A 14,959-nucleotide genomic window follows, 5' to 3' on the forward strand; every position below is an offset into this window, starting at 1 on the left:
TTTTCGGCCGCGCGATGACATTCCTGAAGGGCCATCGCGTGATATTGCGCAGCCCTTCACACAACCGGCTTCATCTCGCCGTGTCGCACGCCGGATTCGTCAATTTTTTGGCGCGATTCCGGGCAGCGCGCGCCCTTCCACCGGTCCCAGGACCGACAGATGCGCGAGCAGACGGGCCAGGGTCACCACATCTTGGAAATTGTGTTCGGCCACCCGGCACAGCAGTTCCGACGAACCGCCGCGCAGGTAGCCCAGCCAGGCAGCCGGCGCTTCCGAACCGGGCAGATCGTCCTCGCGCACGATGTCCAGCGCGCGCCGCTCGATGGTCGCCAGCCGGCAGTTCTCCCACACGCTGCGATAGCGCCGGCGGGTGGGATACAGCAGGTCCAGGTGCGGCAGGCCCTCCAGCGGATTGCCGCGCCGCGCCAGGCGGTAGCGGGTGATCAACAGCGGCGCGTCGTAGCAGCGGCCGTTGTAGCTGACCAGCCGCGTGCCAGGACGCAGCCAGTCGGTGAAGGCATCGAGCATGGCGCGCTCGGCGGCCAGGTGCGCGATCAGCAACTGGCGCACCCGCAGTCCCTGCGGCACGAAATCGGAAGCGCCGATCATGAAGGCGCGGGTGCCGGTGCCGCCGGCGAGTCCGGTGGTTTCGGTGTCGAAAAACAGCAGGCCCGCGGCCGGCAACACGTCCTCGCGCGCGAACGCGCCATCGAACGTCGCGGGCGTCCCCGGCCAGGGCAGCACCCGTTCGATCAGGCGCAGGCCGCCGGCGATCTCCTCGCCAGGCAGCCCGCGCTGGTGCGCCGGCGCCCGCGGTGGCGTGGTGGCGCGGGTACGCACGCCCAGCATCCGCCGCAATGACGCGACCGCATCCTGCTCCTTCGTGCGTGTCGGCGTCGGCGATGCGGCGGCCAGGCCGTGTCCGGACTGCTGGCGCAGCCGGCGCAGGTGTTCCAGCGCGGTGCTCATGCCGCCGCCAGCAATTCCAGCACGCGTCGCGCCAGCGTCTTGGGCGTCATTTCGGCGGTTTCGTCCGCGGCCAGGATCGGCCCCACGCAAGCCGGACATCCCGCGCGGCAGCCGCAACCATCAATCAGTTCGCCGGCGCGCCGCACCAGCTCGGACTGGCGCCGCCACAACGGTTCGCTCAATCCGATGCCGCCCGGGTAGTTGTCGTACAGGTACAGGGTGGGCACGAAGCGGTCGCCCTCCAGTGGCGACAGCAGTTGCCCTTCGCCACCACGCAACTGTCCCCTGCCCTGCGCGTCGGGCAGTGCGAACCAGGCGCCGTCGCCATCGCCCACCGCCTTCTGCAGATCCCGGCCCTCGGCCATCACCGCCACCGTCGCGGCGATGTGCAACGCGTTGGCCGCGCCCAGGAAACCATCCAGTGCTTCCTGCCGCGAAGCGAAGCCCGCATGCAGGATCTCCGGCGGCAGTTGCCACCACACGCTGGTGGTGTGCATTTCCTGGTCCGGCAGGTTGACCGGGCCGTAGCCGATGTTCTCGTGGGTGTAGTAGCGGATTTTCTTGTAGCCGGCCACGCGCCGGACCACGTGCACCTCGCCGTGATGGCAGGTGCCCTGCCCGGCGCGGCTGCCATCGAAACGCTCCAGCACCTTGAGCTTGGTGTAATCGATGGCGTCGGTGTAGTAGTCCACGTGTGTGCGGGTGACATAGGCCTTGCGGCCCTCCCAGTCCAGCCGCTCGACCTGGTAGGGCGTGGACTGGATCATGTGGATCGCGCCTTCGTACAGGGTCAGCGGCGCGGCGCTGAAATCGACCTCGGCGATGATCGTCTGGCGTCCGTCGGTGCGATCCACCACCACGAAGTTGCCGTCCGCCACCGCGCGCAGGCTGACCGCATTGGCCGGATAGCTGTCGGCGATCCATTCATAGCGATCGCCCTCGCGGTGCACGACGCTGTCCTCGCCCAGCAGTTCCAGGAACGGCGCCGGATCCACCGGGCCGAAGTGCTCGCCCGCCAGGAACGGCAGCTCGAACGCCGCGCAGCGGATGTGATCCAGCAGGATCATCGGCTGGTCCGCGGCGATGCGGGCGTGTTCGGGCGGACTGTCGGCGAAGAAGTCCGGATGCCGCACCACGTACTGGTCCAACGGCTGCGAACTGGCGACCAGAACCCCCAGCGACGGCTGCTGGCGACGCCCGGCGCGGCCGAAGCGCTGCCAGGTGGCGGAAATCGAACCGGGATAACCATTGAGCACCACCGCGTCCAGGCTGCCGATGTCCACGCCCAGCTCCAGCGCCGAGGTGGAGACGATGCCGTCGATGCGACCGTCGCGCATGTCGCGCTCGGCCTGGCGGCGTTCGGTCGGCAGGTAACCACCGCGGTAGGCGCGGATCCGCGCCGGCTTGCGGGGGTCGTGGTCGAACACATCCTTCAGGTACTTGGTCAGCACCTCCACCATCGTCCGCGACTGCGCGAACACCAGCGTCTTCAAACCGGCCTTGATTGCCAGCCGGGCAATCCGGTTGCTCTGCGAGCGCGCCGATGCGCGCAGGCCCAGATCGGGGTTGACCACCGGCGGGTTCCACAGCAACACATGCTTGTCGCCACTGGGCGCGCCAGAATCGGTGATGGCGTGCACGTCCGCTTCCAGCAGCGCCTCGGCATGGGCCTGCGGATTGCCGATGGTGGCCGAGCACAGGATGAACTGCGGCGAGGAACCGTAGAACGCGCAGACCCGGCGCAGGCGGCGCAGCACGTTGGCCACGTGCGAGCCGAACACGCCGCGATAGGTGTGGATTTCATCGATCACCACGTAGCGCAGGTTCTCGAAGAACTGCGCCCACTTGGTGTGGTGCGGCAGGATGGCCTGGTGCAGCATGTCCGGGTTGCTCACGACGATATCGCCGTGCAGGCGGATGGCCTGGCGGGCGTCGCCGGGGGTGTCGCCGTCGAAGGTGAACGCCTTGATGCCCAGTTCGCCGGCCGCGTTGAGTTCCAGCAGTTCGCTGACCTGATCCTGCGCCAGCGCCTTGGTCGGGAACAGGTACAGCGCCTTGGCGCTGCCTCCCATCACCGCCGACGCCACCGGCAGCGTGTAGCACAGCGATTTGCCGGAGGCCGTGGGCGTGGCGATGACCAGATGCTCGCCGGCGGCCGCGTGGGTCCAGGCCTCGGCCTGGTGCGCGTACAGGCGCTCGATGCCGCGACTGCGCAGGGCTCGCGCCAGTCCTTCCGGCAGGCCCGCCGGCAGCGGTTCATAGCGCCCCTCCCGGCCCGGCACCATCAGCTGCCCGGTCACCCGATCCGGATACTTGGCCGCCAGCCGCTCGGACAGGCGGCTGCCATCGGCGGCGGCGGCGGCGGCCGGCAGCAGATCGCGGTGGGAACGGGCGAGTTGCCGGGCAGGAACGGACATGGGCGGCCTCCAGTAAGGGCCGACATGACAATCCATCGCCGTCGCAGGATTTGAGATTGGCGCCGCAGGAGGCCTACGCGGGCAAACCCGCAGGCAAAAACAAGGGCCCGGCTTGCGCCGGGCCCTTGTGTGCAACTGGTGGGCGGTACAAGTTTCGAACTTGTGACCCCTGCCGTGTGAAAGCAGTGCTCTACCGCTGAGCTAACCGCCCGAATCTCGGGTCGCGTATGTTAATCGGGCCTGCCGGATTGGTCAAACTTTTTTGCCGGCCCCGCCGGGAAGGCCCGCCACGCGGGTGTCCGCGGAACTCAGACCGCGGCCGTCACCAGCACTTCGATGCGCCATTCCTCGTTGGCCAGGCGCGCCTGCACGGTGGCGCGCGGCGGCGTATGGCCCGGCACCACCCACTCGTCCCAGATCTGGTTCATGCCCTCGAAGTCGGTGATGTCCTTCAGGAAGATCTCCACCCGCAGCAGCTTGCCCTTGTCGGTGCCCGCCTGGGCCAGCAGCGCGTCCACGGCGGCCAGCACCTGGCGGGTCTGGCCGCGGATGTCCTGGCCGGCATCGTCGGCAATCTGGCCGGCCAGATAGACCACGCCGTTGTGGATGGCCATTTCCGACATGCGGGGGCCGACATCGAAACGCTGGATCATGGTGAAGCTCCTCGAATTACCGGCATCGCTCATGCCGAGGCGGGAAGCTTAGCGCAGCGTGTGGGGGGCGTGGACCAGGCCGGCCGCGCGATCGAAGTGAACTCAGGCTTCCTGGCCCTGCGTTTCCCATCGACTGGCATCGGCGTGGGCCGTCTCCGGCCCGCCCGACCTGCGCTCCGGCAGTGAATAGCCGCCTTCGTAGGCGCTGACCTGGTTGCGCCCCTCGTGCTTGGATCGGTAGAGCATGCGGTCGGCCAGCGAGAACAACCGCGCGATCGGGTATCCGGCGAGCGCGGTGGTGGTCACGCCAAAGCTGGCGGTCACCTGGAAACGATGGCCGGTCGCCGAGGTATCGATGTCGCTGATGCGCTGGCGGCAGTCCTCGGCCACCTCGGTGGCACGAGCGAGATCCATATCGGGCAGCAACAAGGCGAACTCCTCGCCGCCGAGGCGCCCCACCACGCTGTTCCGATGTTCCATCCGGCGGCACAGTTCGGCTACCCGCACGAGGACCTGGTCGCCCGCCGCGTGGCCATAGCGATCATTGATGGTCTTGAAGTGATCCAGGTCGAACATGACCAGGGCGACCTCCTGGCCATTGCGCGCGCACTGCGCCAGCAGACGCTCGGACTGGTGGCTGAAATGGCTGCGGTTGCCGATTCCGGTCAGTGCGTCGGTCTGCGCCAGCCGCTTGAACATCATCTGGGTGCGCTTGGTGCGATAGGCCCAGTACCCGATGCTGGCCAGCAGCATGACCAGCAGCACCACCACGAGCCGGGTATTCTGCACGGACTTGGTTTCCAGTTTGCGCTGCAACTGCAGCAACTGGTTCTGGCTGCCCAAGCGCTGGATTTGCTCGGATTTCTCGAAGGTCTCCTGGCGGACAATCTGATAGGCCAGCTCGCGCGTCTTGACCTCGTTCAGATAGGCCTTGTCGGCCTCCGCGTAACGACGGTAATAAACCAGCGCGGTTTCCGTATCCCGCCTGCGCTCGGCGATCCGGTACATGGTGCGATACGCACTGACCAATGACTGGGTGCTGGCACCCACCGCGCCACTCAGGGCAATCGCCTCCGACGCATAGCTTTCGGCTGAACTCAGATCACCCCGCTCGAACAGCAGTTCGGCAAGCGTGGCCTTGACCAGCACCGCCAGGTAGGGATAGCGCAATGACTCCACTTCGGCCAGATGAGACCTCAGCAAATTGATGGCGTCGGCCCGCTTGTTCTCCGAAGCCATCGACATGGCCACGATCACGCGGATGTGGTTCGCCAGCAGTCGCTCGCCGCCCCCTTCGCAGTGGGTGATGGCTGCCTGTAGCGGCGCATTGTCCGCAGGCAGCCTCGCCAGGTTCCGCATCGCATCGTACTTGAGGTACTCGGCAAAGCATCGCGCGCGCGAGTCCGGGTGCTCAGCCAGGATTCGCTCGGCATATTGCAAGCCCAATGGGTACTGGCCGATTTCATTGTGCAGGTAGGCGGCTTCCACCAGCGCATGCACGCGCAGCTGCGGGTCCTTCACCTTGTCAAGTTGCGGCAGGATGGTGCCCAGTTGGCGCAAGCTCTCCGCGAAGCGGCGCGTCTTGGTGTACAGGTTCACCAGCAGCGCGTTGGCCCGGAAGCGGATGTTGTCGTCCTGGGCGGAGTTGATGAGCGCCTTCAGGCGCGGGATCACGACATCGTAATTTCCGCCAAAGCCCTGTCGGTAGATTTCCAGGTATGCCAGTTGCTCACGCTGGCGTGGCTTGAGTTCCTCGCGGCGCTCCTGCAGCACATCAATGATCGCGGCGAACTTGGCCGGGTCGGCGCTGCGGATCGATTCCGCCTGCTCCAACAGCTCGCTCACTCCGTCCTGCGGAGCGCCCAGCGCTGCCGCCATCGGGCACAGGAGGGTGAACCACAGCAGGCAACTCCGCAGGCGACGGGGCATCGTCAGAAACCCTGCGCGATAAGCGCAGCCAGCGCTTGCGCATCCGTCATCAATGCGGACAGACCCACCCCCATGGAAACTGGACTACCTCGCTGATGGAACGCCGTAGGCCCGATCGGGCCGCCCTTGGGCGGATTTTAGCGTATCGCTTCCGATGGCGCCCGTGCGGGTTCAGCCGGCGTGGCCGAAGGAGCGCCCGTCCTGGCTGGCCAGCATGCCCCGTCGGCCTGCCCCGTCCAGTCCGCCTGGGTAACATCGGCTTCCTCCTGCCCCCCAGCCTGCTCCCGGTAGGCCGTGACCCGGTTCCGCCCCAATTCCTTGGAGCGGTAGAGCATGCGATCTGCATCGGAAAGAAGCCGCTCCAGCGCGTAGCCCGAAACCAGAGTCGAGGCGACCCCGAAACTGGCCGTGACGGAAAACCGATGCCCGGTCTCGGTGGTATCGATGGCAACGAGCCGGGTCCGGCAATCTTCGGCCAGGCGGACCGCCGAGCGCAGGTCGCACCCGTACATCAACAAGGCGAACTCCTCGCCTCCCAGGCGCCCGAGTACGTCGATTCGGCGACAGAGCGACTGACAGACCAGTGCCACCCGCCGAAGCACCCAATCGCCGGCCGGATGTCCGAAACAATCGTTGATGGATTTGAACTGATCGAGATCGAACATGATCACGGCCACCTCCTCCCCGTTTCGTTCGCACTGGCTCAACGTGCGTTCGGCCAACTGGGTGAAATGGTGACGGTTGCAGATGCCGGTCAGCGCATCGGTCTCCGCCAGATGCTTCAGCGACATCTGGACGCGTTTAGTCTTGTAGGCCCAGTAGGCGATGGTCGCCAGCAACAACACCAGCAGGACAATAATCAGGCGGGTATTCTGGGCCGCCTGCTGTTCGACCTTCCGCTGCAACTTCAGCAACTGGTTCTGGCTGTCCAGGCGCTGGATCTGCTGCGATTTCTCCAGGGTTTCCTGGCGAACGATCTGGTAGGCCAGCTCGCGCGCCTTGACCTCGTTCAGATAGGCCTTGTCTGCCTCGGCAAAGCGCCGGTAATACACCAACGCCTGGTCCGCGTCGTTGCGGTTATCCGCAATCCTGTACATGGTCCGGTAGGCGCTGGCCAGCGATAGCGCCCCCCCGTCCATGTTTGCCTGGTTAATCGTCTCGGACGCATAGGTCTCCGCGCGCGGCAGGTTGCCCGCGTCCAGCAGCAGGCCTGCCAGCAAGGCTTTCACCTGCGCGATCAGATAGGCATATCCGGTCTTCTCCACCGCACTGATGTTCGACTCAAGCAAGGCAATGGCTTCATTGCGCTTTCCAGTGGCAGCCCATTTGTTTGCCAGGATGACCCGGATGGCATTGGCGGCGGCGATTTCCTTCTGTTCGGAGCATTGCCTTACCCCCTGCTGCAGATCTCCATCTCCCTCGGGAAGCCTACCCAGGCTGTACAACGCTTCGAACCGTGCCTGATTCGCGAAGCACTCGGTCCTGGGCGGGGGTTGCTCATCCAGAATCCGGGTCGCATAGCGCAGGCTGAGTTCGTGCTGCGCCACTTGGTTGTACGTGAATGCCGCCACCCACAGGCCCTGATGGCGAATCTCTTCGGTCTTGACCTTTTCCAGCAGCGTCATGGCCCGTTCCAGGTGACGCAGGCTCTCCGTGTATTGCCGGGTAAGCGTATAGGTATTGGCAATGAAAACGCCGGCCCTGAACTGGGTATCAGGATCCGCCGACGAGCGTTCAAGCCTGCCGGCGATGGCAACGGCCTGCTCATATCGTCCAAGGAAGCCCAGCCGATACGCCGCAAGATAGTCGATATGCTCGCGTTGTCGCAGCTCGGCTTGTCCACGGCGATGCTCGAGGTTCTGCACGATCGCCTGAAAGGCCTTCGTGTCGGAGCTTCGAACCTGCTCCGCTCGTGCGAGCAGGTTTTCGATGGACTGTTCGTCGTATGAAGACATCACGGCGGCAAGCGCCCGCCCAGACAGTGGCCCCGCCAGGGCCACCGCCATGAGTGCAACGAGCGCTCGCCTGACGATAATCACGCCGAGGCCTGGCTCATTCCTCTTCCTGCTCGGGCGCAGGTTCGTCCAATGGCTGATCGAGGGGCTCTTCGCCTTCCTTGCGTTCCTCACCCGGCTCGAAAATCAGGCACATCATCTTGGCACGACCGCCCATGAGGTCGTTCAACGCCTCCTGGTCGGCAGCCAGGAGGGCATCGCGCTCCGCCCCGTCCACACCGAAAGACCGGATCATCTGCTCCAACTGTTCGGGGGAAATCCCGCTGGGGCTGGCGTGACCGCCCAGCGATTCAAGCAACCGTATCGTGTTCGACATCTTGCATCCTCTGCGTTTGGGAGTGATGGTTGAAATTGCCTGCTTCCAACTTCGCCAAACGCTCACGCAGTTCGACGTTCGGATGCAGCGGCCTGGCCGGTGGAATGACCAACGTCGTGCTTTGCTTCAGTTCCATGCGCGCCAGTTCCGAAAGTTGGAACTGCTCCCGTCTGGGTTGCGCAATCGGCAACGTCGCCGCTTCATAGGCGATGACATCGTGATCCAACGGATAATCTTCCGCCAACAGGTCGACCAGGAGTTGCCGTTCGGCGGAAGACGTGCTGAACCGGCGCAGGCTGCGGTCGCCGGCCAGGCCCACCTGCCACAGGATGAGGTAGGCCGAAGCATCGATGCGGCGGCGATAGAGCATGAACTGGCTGGCTTCGTAGTGCTGGCATCCGAAGGTGCCCGGGTCGATGCCCAGATCGGCGTAGAGGCAATCCTCGGCGGAGACGCCAGGCTCCATGCGGGCCTCGAAGCCTTCGCCAAGCGCCTGCTCGACCGCCATGTGCGGCGCTAGCGCGAACACCCCGGGATGCCCATAGAACGCACCGCAGACGCGTCGTCCGGCACGGACTTCGGCGAGCATGGCCTCCACCATCTGATGGTAGGTATCACGCCGCGACTTGCCTTCCGCGTACAGCGGTTGCAGGCTGCGCACATCCGAATGCATGCCCTGGATCCACAGCTCGACCAGCGGATCGGACACGGCCACGAAAACCACATCGGCTTGCTCGATGTGGTTACGCGCTCGTGGGCCGATGTGGGCCCCCAGCATCATCCCCGTTCCCACGCAGACCAGGCTTCCCCGCACGTCCATCGCGCCGCCGAAGGTTTCAAAGAGCGAAATCTAACGGTCTGGCCGCCGCAATGCAAAAAAAGTCGATGACAAGGCACCGGACCCGCGGGAATTCGCGCCCGGCAACTCAGTCCCGCTTGCCTTTCGCCGCCTCCGCGGCCGCCTTGCGACGGGCCTCGGCATCCTGCTGGAATTCGACGATGTGCGGCAGGACGCGCAACAGCCTGGATTCCGGGTCCAGGGTGTAGGTCTCGCCCGCCGGCAGTTCCAGCCGGCCTCGGCCGTTGTCCATCGGCACGGTCCGGACCTGGCCGTCCACGCCGCCGACGCGGACCTGCACCGGCACCGGGAACGGCAGGTCGTCCGGGGTCTTCCAGCGCAGCGACAGGCCGCTGGCGTCGCGCTCGGCCACCAGTTCCGGCAGGGCCGCGCGATACAGGTAGACGTCGAAGAACCAGCCATAGTCGCGGCCGCTCACCTTGCGGACGATTTCGATGTAGTCGCGGGTGGACACGTAGCGCGGCTTGAACTTGCCCGGCTCCGGCTTGTCGGTGCCGTACACGGCCTGGCGGATGCTGGCGAAGAACGCCTCGTCGCCGATCAGCCCGCGCAGCATGTGCAGCATCAGCGAGCCCTTGTAGTAGATGTCCAGGCCCGGGCCGTGCTCGCGATCGTAGACGGTCTTTTCGGTCTGGCTCTTGCCGGAGACGATCGGGTACTTGTTGACGAGCGCGGCGCGCTGGTCGAGCAGCGCCGCGTGGTATTCCATCTCGCCGCGCAGGTACTGCAGGTACAGCGGCTGCATGTAGCTGCCGAAGCCCTCATGCAGCCACATGTCGTCCCAGTCCACGTTGGTCAGCTGGTTGCCGAACCACTCGTGGGCGAACTCGTGCTGCAGCAGCCAGTCGTAGCCGTACTTGTCCTTCTTGTAGTCGTTGCCGTAGGCATTGATGGTCTGGTGTTCCATGCCCAGGTGCGGAGTTTCCACCACGCCCATCTTCTCGTCGCCGAACGGATACGGGCCGATGTTGCGTTCGAAGAAATCCAACACCTGCGGGAACTCGGCGAACAGGCCGCGCGCCTTCGCCGTGCGCCCCTTCAGGTGCCAGAAGTGCAGCGGGATGGTGTTGCCGAAACGGCTGCGGTACTCGCCCTTCATTTCCTCGTAAGGGCCGATGTTCAGGGCAATCGCATAGGTATTCGGATCCCGCGCGCGCCAGTGGTAGGTACGCCAGCCATCCTTCTCCTGCATGCCCAGGGCGATGCCGTTGCCGGCCGCCACCAGTGGCGCCGGGACGGTGATGTGCTGGTCCACCGTCAACGGTTCGCCCTGCGGATGATCGATGCACGGCCAGAACAGGTCGCAGCCCTCGCCCTGCACCGCCGAGGCGATCCAGGGTTCGCCGGTCGGCGCGGTCGCCCAGACGAACCCGCCGTCCCACGGCGCGCGCTTGGCCACGTGCGGCTTGCCGCCATAGACGATGCGGATCTTCACCTGCTGCTGCGCCGCCACCGGCGCGGGCAGGTCGATGCTCATGCGCCCTTCCGGATTGCGCCAGGCGCTGGCCGGCAGGACGGCGCCGTCCGCTTCCACCCGGCTGACCGCCAGGTTGCGATCCAGATCCACCACCACCCGCTGGATCGGGGTCTTGGCGCGGAAGGTCAGGCGGGCGTCGCCTTGGATGGCTTTCTCCGCCGGCACGACCTTGAAACTCAGGTCCGCATGCTCGAATACGACCGCTTCCTGTTCGGGCGCACGCGGCACGCCGGAATCGCGGGTCAAGTCGGTGATGTCGGGCTGTTCGGCCAATGCGCCCGCGGACAGGCTCAGGGACAGGGCAAGCGTCAGGCAGGAGGACTTCATCGGTGTCTGGACTCCGGTCGGTGCAAGGCGGGAACCACGGTAACCGCCGATGGTGGCATGGACGGCAGCCGAGCCGGTATCCGACTGAAGTCATGCCTCCAGCGGGTCAGGCACCCGCCAGGGCCTGGTCCGCCCAGGCCACGATCGGGTCGCGGGTCATTGCCCCGGAATGACGGGCCAGTTCGCGGCCACCCCGAATCAGCACCAGGGTGGGAATGCTGCGGATGCCGTAGCGTGCCGCCAGCGCGGTCTCGGCCTCGGTGTCCACCTTGGCCAGGCGCATCCGGGGCTCGAGCACCGCGGCCGCGGCTTCGAAGTGCGGCGCCATCGCCAGGCAGGGACCGCACCAGGGCGCCCAGAAATCGACCAGAAGGGGCAGATCGCTGCGCAGCGCGTGGCGGTCGAAGTCGCCGGTCGCCAGCGCCAGGGGATGTCCCCGGAACAGCGGTTGATGGCACCGTCCGCAATGCGGCGACTGGCCGAGCCGCTCGGGTGGCAGCCGGTTCATCGCGCCGCAGTCCGGGCACGGCAGCAGCCAGGTCGCGGCGGTCATGCGGGCCTCCCTCCCCCATCCGGCAGGCGCAGGTGCAGCAATGGAAACGGCTTGCCCAGTCCATCCAGCTCGGAACGCGATTCCACCTGGAAGCCCATGTGCAGGTAGAAGCCCACCGCACCCGGATTCTGCTCGTTCACGTCCACCCGATCCGCGCCCCGCTGCTCGACGGCATGGCGCAGGAGTGCCTTGCCGGCCCCGGTCCCGTGATGGGCCGGATCGACGAACAGCATCTCCACTTTCCCCGCTTCCACACCCACGAACCCGCAGGGCTGGCCGTCCGCGTCCCGTGCCACGGCGAGCCACTCGGCAGAGGGGAGATAGCCGTCACGGACCAGCGGCCGGAACAACTGGATGTCGGCTTCGGCCAGGAAATGGTGGGTGGCGCGTACGGCCGATTCCCACACTTCGAGCAGACGCGGGAGATCGGCGGGCGCAGCGGCATCGATTTTCATCCGAATAGCTTGCCATGCCCGCGGCCGGCACGGGCCTGTAATCCACGCTCTCGTTTCTCGGCGAAGCATCTGCCTTCACTCCAGCCGCCACGGAAAGGACTAGACTGGCGTCGACCGGAGTTTGGCCGAAGACGTGGAGGTACGCGTATGGCCACGTGGTTGCTCGCCGCCGCACTGGCGCTCTCGCCGCAGCCTGCGCTGCCGGACGCGTTTGTCCCGCCGGATATCCCCACTACCGAACAGGTACTCGCCATTCCACCGGAACTGGACGCCCAGTTCCGCCGGTGGATGCCCCAAGTCGATGCCCCCCCGTCTCCCGCCCGGCTCGATCGGCTGGTCGAGTTCATGTTTTCCAAGGAAGGCGGCCTGGGCATGGAATACCGCGCGGACGCCACCTACACGGTCGCCCAGGCGTACCAGATGCGCCATGCCAACTGCCTGAGTTTCACCCTGATGGTGGTGGCGCTGGCGCGCGCCGACGGGCTGCAGGCGTACGCGCAGGAAATCGAGGACGTGCTGACCTGGTACCAGGAGGGCAACACCGTCTACCGCAACAACCACGTCAATGCCGGCATCCGCATTGGGCACCAGCGCTTCAGCGTGGACGTGGCCTGGGACGAAGTGATTACCCGCCACCCGCCCAAGGCCATCTCCGACTCCCACCTATTCGCGATGTTCTACAACAACCGTGCCGTGGATCTGCTGGGCAAGGGCCAGATTCCGCAGGCCAACGCCTATCTGGCCCGGGCCCGCGCGCTTAGCCCGGACTATCCCGCGTTCTGGAGCAACGCCGGTGTCGCCGCATTGCGCGAGGGCAGGATGGACAGCGCCGAGAAACTGCTGCTGCACGCACTCGCGTTGAACAAGAATTACTCCTCCGCGCTGTTCAACCTGGTCACGTTCTACAACCGCAGCGGACGCGGCAGCGAGGCAAGGCTGCTGCAGAAGCAACTGGAACGTGTGCGCGCCCGCGATCCGTTCGACCAGTTCCTGCTGGCCCTGGAGCACGAGCGTTCCGGCGACTACAAGGGCGCCGTCGGTTATTACCTGCGTGCGATCCGCCTCTACAATCAGGAACATCGGTTCTACCAGGGCCTGGCGCGTGCCTACCTGCATCTGGGCGATTCACGACGCGCCGGCCGCGCACTGGCAAAGGCGCAGGTGCTCACCGAAGGCGCCACCCGTGCGCAATACCAGGCCAAGCTCGAGCGCCTGCGACGGCCACGCGAACCAAGCATCTTCGGGCCGCAGCCGCGCTGACCACCACTGGCGTCAGGGGGCGCGAAGCGGCCAGCGGCCGAGGAAGGTGTAGTCGGCCTGCCCTTCCACGCTCTGGACCAGGGCGAATCCCGAGGGCGCCAGGCTGATGGGGGCGACTTCCGGCGTGGCCGGCTGCGGTTCGCCGTACCCCAGGGTGAGGTGGGGAATGAAATTCCTGCCGACATGATCCTTGAAGCCGGCGCGGATCAGGCATTCCTGCAATCCGCGCCAGAAGCGCGTCAACTTCGGGGAGGACGACGAAGCCGCCAGCGTCAGCGCCGGTCGCCGTGGATTGCCCAGCGCCAGGAGATGGTCCAGTTGCAGTTCGAACGCCTCGCCGGTGAATCCATCCGCCGCCTGCCGTGCCCGCACCGTCCAGTCCTCGCGCGGACCGCTGCTTTCGCCCAGGTAGTGCAGGGTCAAGTGATAGCGCTCTGGATTCACCCAGCGCGTCTGCGGATGGGTGGCACGCAGTCCGCTCGCCACGGTGGCCACCTGCATGCGTTCCGCTGCGGAGGGCAGCAGTGCGAAGAAAAGCCGGTGCAGCGGCTGCGGCGCACTACCGAAAAGATCATCCTGATGGTTCGCCACGATCGACTGCCTCCTCTTGCGCGCCTGTACCGGCGCGGACGCATCACGGCCATTGAAGGCCACATGATAGGCAATCCGCTCCGGTCATTGCCGGGGGCATAATGCACGCGCCATCCGAATCACGGGCAACAATGACCGACTCCTCCCCGGAAGCACTCGCCGCCCTGCACGCAAAGGCTTACGACGCCATGCATCGAGGCGATCTGCGCGAGGCTTCGCTCGCGTTCGAACGCCTGCTCGCGCAACGCCCGGACCAGCATTACTACCACTACATGCGCGGACTTGCGCACAAGTACCTGCTGGACTGGCCGGTGTCGTTGCACCACAACCTGCGCGCAATCGAGCTTGCGGATGAGATGGACGAGGCAGAGCACTGGAATGCCGCCATCGCGGCCACCGCGTTGGGTGAATGGGCGCAGGCCCGCCGCTTGTGGGCCGACTGTGGCGTCCGCGTGCAGGAAGGCGAAGGCCCCATCGAAGGCGATTATGGCGTTGCGGTGGTCCGCCTGAACCCCTGGCATGCCGGCGAAACGGTATTCATGCGGCGCATCGATCCGGTCCGTGCCCGCCTGCTCAACGTTCCCTTGCCCGAAAGCGGGCATCGCTTCGGCGACATCGTGCTGCATGACGGCGCATCGACGGGCAGTCGCCTCGATGGCGAACGCGAAGTGCCGGTCTTCAACGAACTGGAACGGCTGGTCGCCTCCGAATTCCAGACCTTCGTGGTGTTCGCTTCCTGTCCCGGGCCCGACGACCTGGAAGCCTTGCTCGCTGCCAGCGTGCCCGGGCTTGGTTACACCGAAGACTGGACCGGCAGCATCCGCAACTACTGCATGCGCTGCAGCTATGGCGCTCCCCATCGTCACGCAGAAAAGGACGAGGCGGACGGTGGCTGGCGGGTCGAACGCCATCTCGGCATCGCCGCGCAAAGCCGCCACTCGATCGAAGCCCTGCTGCAGGGCTGGGCATCGCAGGCACCTGGCCGTTCGGTCGATGCCATCGAAACCCGCGAATGCCCGGTCCCGGAGTACCGGGAAGGCGGGAACTGGTGGGTCGGCCCGGAAGGCGAAGAAGAAGAAACGGCAGAAGACGCCGTGGACGAGTCTCCCCGCTGAAGCTCATTCCGCGTTTGCGGCAG

General features: G+C 65.8%; 13 protein-coding genes and 1 tRNA gene. 2 read left to right on the forward strand and 12 right to left on the reverse strand.

Going from position 1 to position 14,959, the window contains the following annotated elements:
- Nucleotides 1-99: 99 nt before the first annotated feature.
- From AC3DE2_RS13010 to AC3DE2_RS13060, 11 genes are all read right to left on the reverse strand, one after another.
- Entirely contained in the window at nt 100-969 is an 870-nt protein-coding gene (locus AC3DE2_RS13010) for a ribonuclease H-like domain-containing protein (protein ID WP_488426556.1), read from the reverse strand.
- Complete coding sequence (locus AC3DE2_RS13015; protein ID WP_488426558.1) at nt 966-3,386, reverse strand: DEAD/DEAH box helicase; 2,421 nt, start codon at nt 3,384-3,386, stop codon at nt 966-968. The genes AC3DE2_RS13010 and AC3DE2_RS13015 overlap by 4 nt, the downstream gene beginning before the upstream one ends.
- Before the next feature lie 136 nt (nt 3,387-3,522).
- Nucleotides 3,523-3,597: transfer RNA gene (locus AC3DE2_RS13020), tRNA-Val, on the reverse strand.
- Nucleotides 3,598-3,694: 97 nt separating this feature from the next.
- Entirely contained in the window at nt 3,695-4,039 is a 345-nt protein-coding gene (locus tag AC3DE2_RS13025) for a RidA family protein (protein ID WP_295379600.1), read from the reverse strand.
- Nucleotides 4,040-4,141: 102 nt separating this feature from the next.
- Nucleotides 4,142-5,968, reverse strand: coding sequence for a diguanylate cyclase (locus AC3DE2_RS13030; protein WP_488426560.1), 1,827 nt, complete (start codon nt 5,966-5,968; stop codon nt 4,142-4,144).
- Nucleotides 5,969-6,105: 137 nt separating this feature from the next.
- Complete coding sequence (locus AC3DE2_RS13035) at nt 6,106-7,974, reverse strand: tetratricopeptide repeat-containing diguanylate cyclase (RefSeq protein WP_488426562.1); 1,869 nt, start codon at nt 7,972-7,974, stop codon at nt 6,106-6,108.
- 46 nt (nt 7,975-8,020) lie between these two features.
- Nucleotides 8,021-8,299, reverse strand: a complete 279-nt coding sequence (locus AC3DE2_RS13040) for a hypothetical protein (protein WP_488426564.1) — start codon at nt 8,297-8,299, stop codon at nt 8,021-8,023.
- The gene (locus tag AC3DE2_RS13045; RefSeq protein ID WP_488426566.1) at nt 8,274-9,119 is read right to left on the reverse strand and encodes an SAM-dependent methyltransferase; all 846 of its coding nucleotides are present in this window, start codon (nt 9,117-9,119) and stop codon (nt 8,274-8,276) included. The genes AC3DE2_RS13040 and AC3DE2_RS13045 overlap by 26 nt, the downstream gene beginning before the upstream one ends.
- Before the next feature lie 106 nt (nt 9,120-9,225).
- A complete protein-coding gene (locus AC3DE2_RS13050) occupies nt 9,226-10,962 on the reverse strand; it encodes a M1 family metallopeptidase (RefSeq protein ID WP_488426567.1) in 1,737 nt (578 codons plus the stop codon).
- Nucleotides 10,963-11,068: 106 nt separating this feature from the next.
- Complete coding sequence (gene trxC, locus AC3DE2_RS13055; protein WP_295379614.1) at nt 11,069-11,515, reverse strand: thioredoxin TrxC; 447 nt, start codon at nt 11,513-11,515, stop codon at nt 11,069-11,071.
- A complete protein-coding gene (locus AC3DE2_RS13060; RefSeq protein WP_295379616.1) occupies nt 11,512-11,970 on the reverse strand; it encodes an acetyltransferase in 459 nt (152 codons plus the stop codon). Before AC3DE2_RS13060 ends, trxC begins: the two co-directional genes overlap by 4 nt.
- A gap of 147 nt (nt 11,971-12,117) precedes the next feature.
- Between AC3DE2_RS13060 and AC3DE2_RS13065 the strand changes: the two genes are divergently transcribed.
- Complete coding sequence (locus AC3DE2_RS13065; RefSeq protein ID WP_488426568.1) at nt 12,118-13,230, forward strand: tetratricopeptide repeat protein; 1,113 nt, start codon at nt 12,118-12,120, stop codon at nt 13,228-13,230.
- Nucleotides 13,231-13,242: 12 nt separating this feature from the next.
- Here AC3DE2_RS13065 and thpR read toward each other — a convergent pair whose 3' ends face one another.
- Nucleotides 13,243-13,821, reverse strand: a complete 579-nt coding sequence (gene thpR, locus AC3DE2_RS13070) for an RNA 2',3'-cyclic phosphodiesterase (protein ID WP_488426569.1) — start codon at nt 13,819-13,821, stop codon at nt 13,243-13,245.
- Nucleotides 13,822-13,952: 131 nt separating this feature from the next.
- Here thpR and AC3DE2_RS13075 point away from each other — a divergent pair, with 131 nt between their 5' ends.
- Nucleotides 13,953-14,936, forward strand: coding sequence for a tetratricopeptide repeat protein (locus AC3DE2_RS13075; protein WP_488426570.1), 984 nt, complete (start codon nt 13,953-13,955; stop codon nt 14,934-14,936).
- Nucleotides 14,937-14,959 lie beyond the last annotated feature (23 nt).

The sequence above is a fragment of the Pseudoxanthomonas sp. 68-E7 genome (assembly GCF_057773145.1).

Bases quoted from the DNA above. Each gene is read 5' to 3' on its own strand.
- AC3DE2_RS13010 (WP_488426556.1), bottom strand. From the start codon at position 969: ATGAGCACCGCGCTGGAACACCTGCGCCGGCTGCGCCAGCAGTCCGGA.
- AC3DE2_RS13065 (WP_488426568.1), top strand. From the start codon at position 12,118: ATGGCCACGTGGTTGCTCGCCGCCGCACTGGCGCTCTCGCCGCAGCCT.
- AC3DE2_RS13025 (WP_295379600.1), bottom strand. From the start codon at position 4,039: ATGATCCAGCGTTTCGATGTCGGCCCCCGCATGTCGGAAATGGCCATC.
- AC3DE2_RS13015 (WP_488426558.1), bottom strand. From the start codon at position 3,386: ATGTCCGTTCCTGCCCGGCAACTCGCCCGTTCCCACCGCGATCTGCTG.
- AC3DE2_RS13040 (WP_488426564.1), bottom strand. From the start codon at position 8,299: ATGTCGAACACGATACGGTTGCTTGAATCGCTGGGCGGTCACGCCAGC.
- AC3DE2_RS13075 (WP_488426570.1), top strand. From the start codon at position 13,953: ATGACCGACTCCTCCCCGGAAGCACTCGCCGCCCTGCACGCAAAGGCT.
- trxC (WP_295379614.1), bottom strand. From the start codon at position 11,515: ATGACCGCCGCGACCTGGCTGCTGCCGTGCCCGGACTGCGGCGCGATG.
- AC3DE2_RS13035 (WP_488426562.1), bottom strand. From the start codon at position 7,974: ATGGCGGTGGCCCTGGCGGGGCCACTGTCTGGGCGGGCGCTTGCCGCC.
- AC3DE2_RS13060 (WP_295379616.1), bottom strand. From the start codon at position 11,970: ATGAAAATCGATGCCGCTGCGCCCGCCGATCTCCCGCGTCTGCTCGAA.
- AC3DE2_RS13030 (WP_488426560.1), bottom strand. From the start codon at position 5,968: ATGCCCCGTCGCCTGCGGAGTTGCCTGCTGTGGTTCACCCTCCTGTGC.
- AC3DE2_RS13050 (WP_488426567.1), bottom strand. From the start codon at position 10,962: ATGAAGTCCTCCTGCCTGACGCTTGCCCTGTCCCTGAGCCTGTCCGCG.
- AC3DE2_RS13045 (WP_488426566.1), bottom strand. From the start codon at position 9,119: ATGGACGTGCGGGGAAGCCTGGTCTGCGTGGGAACGGGGATGATGCTG.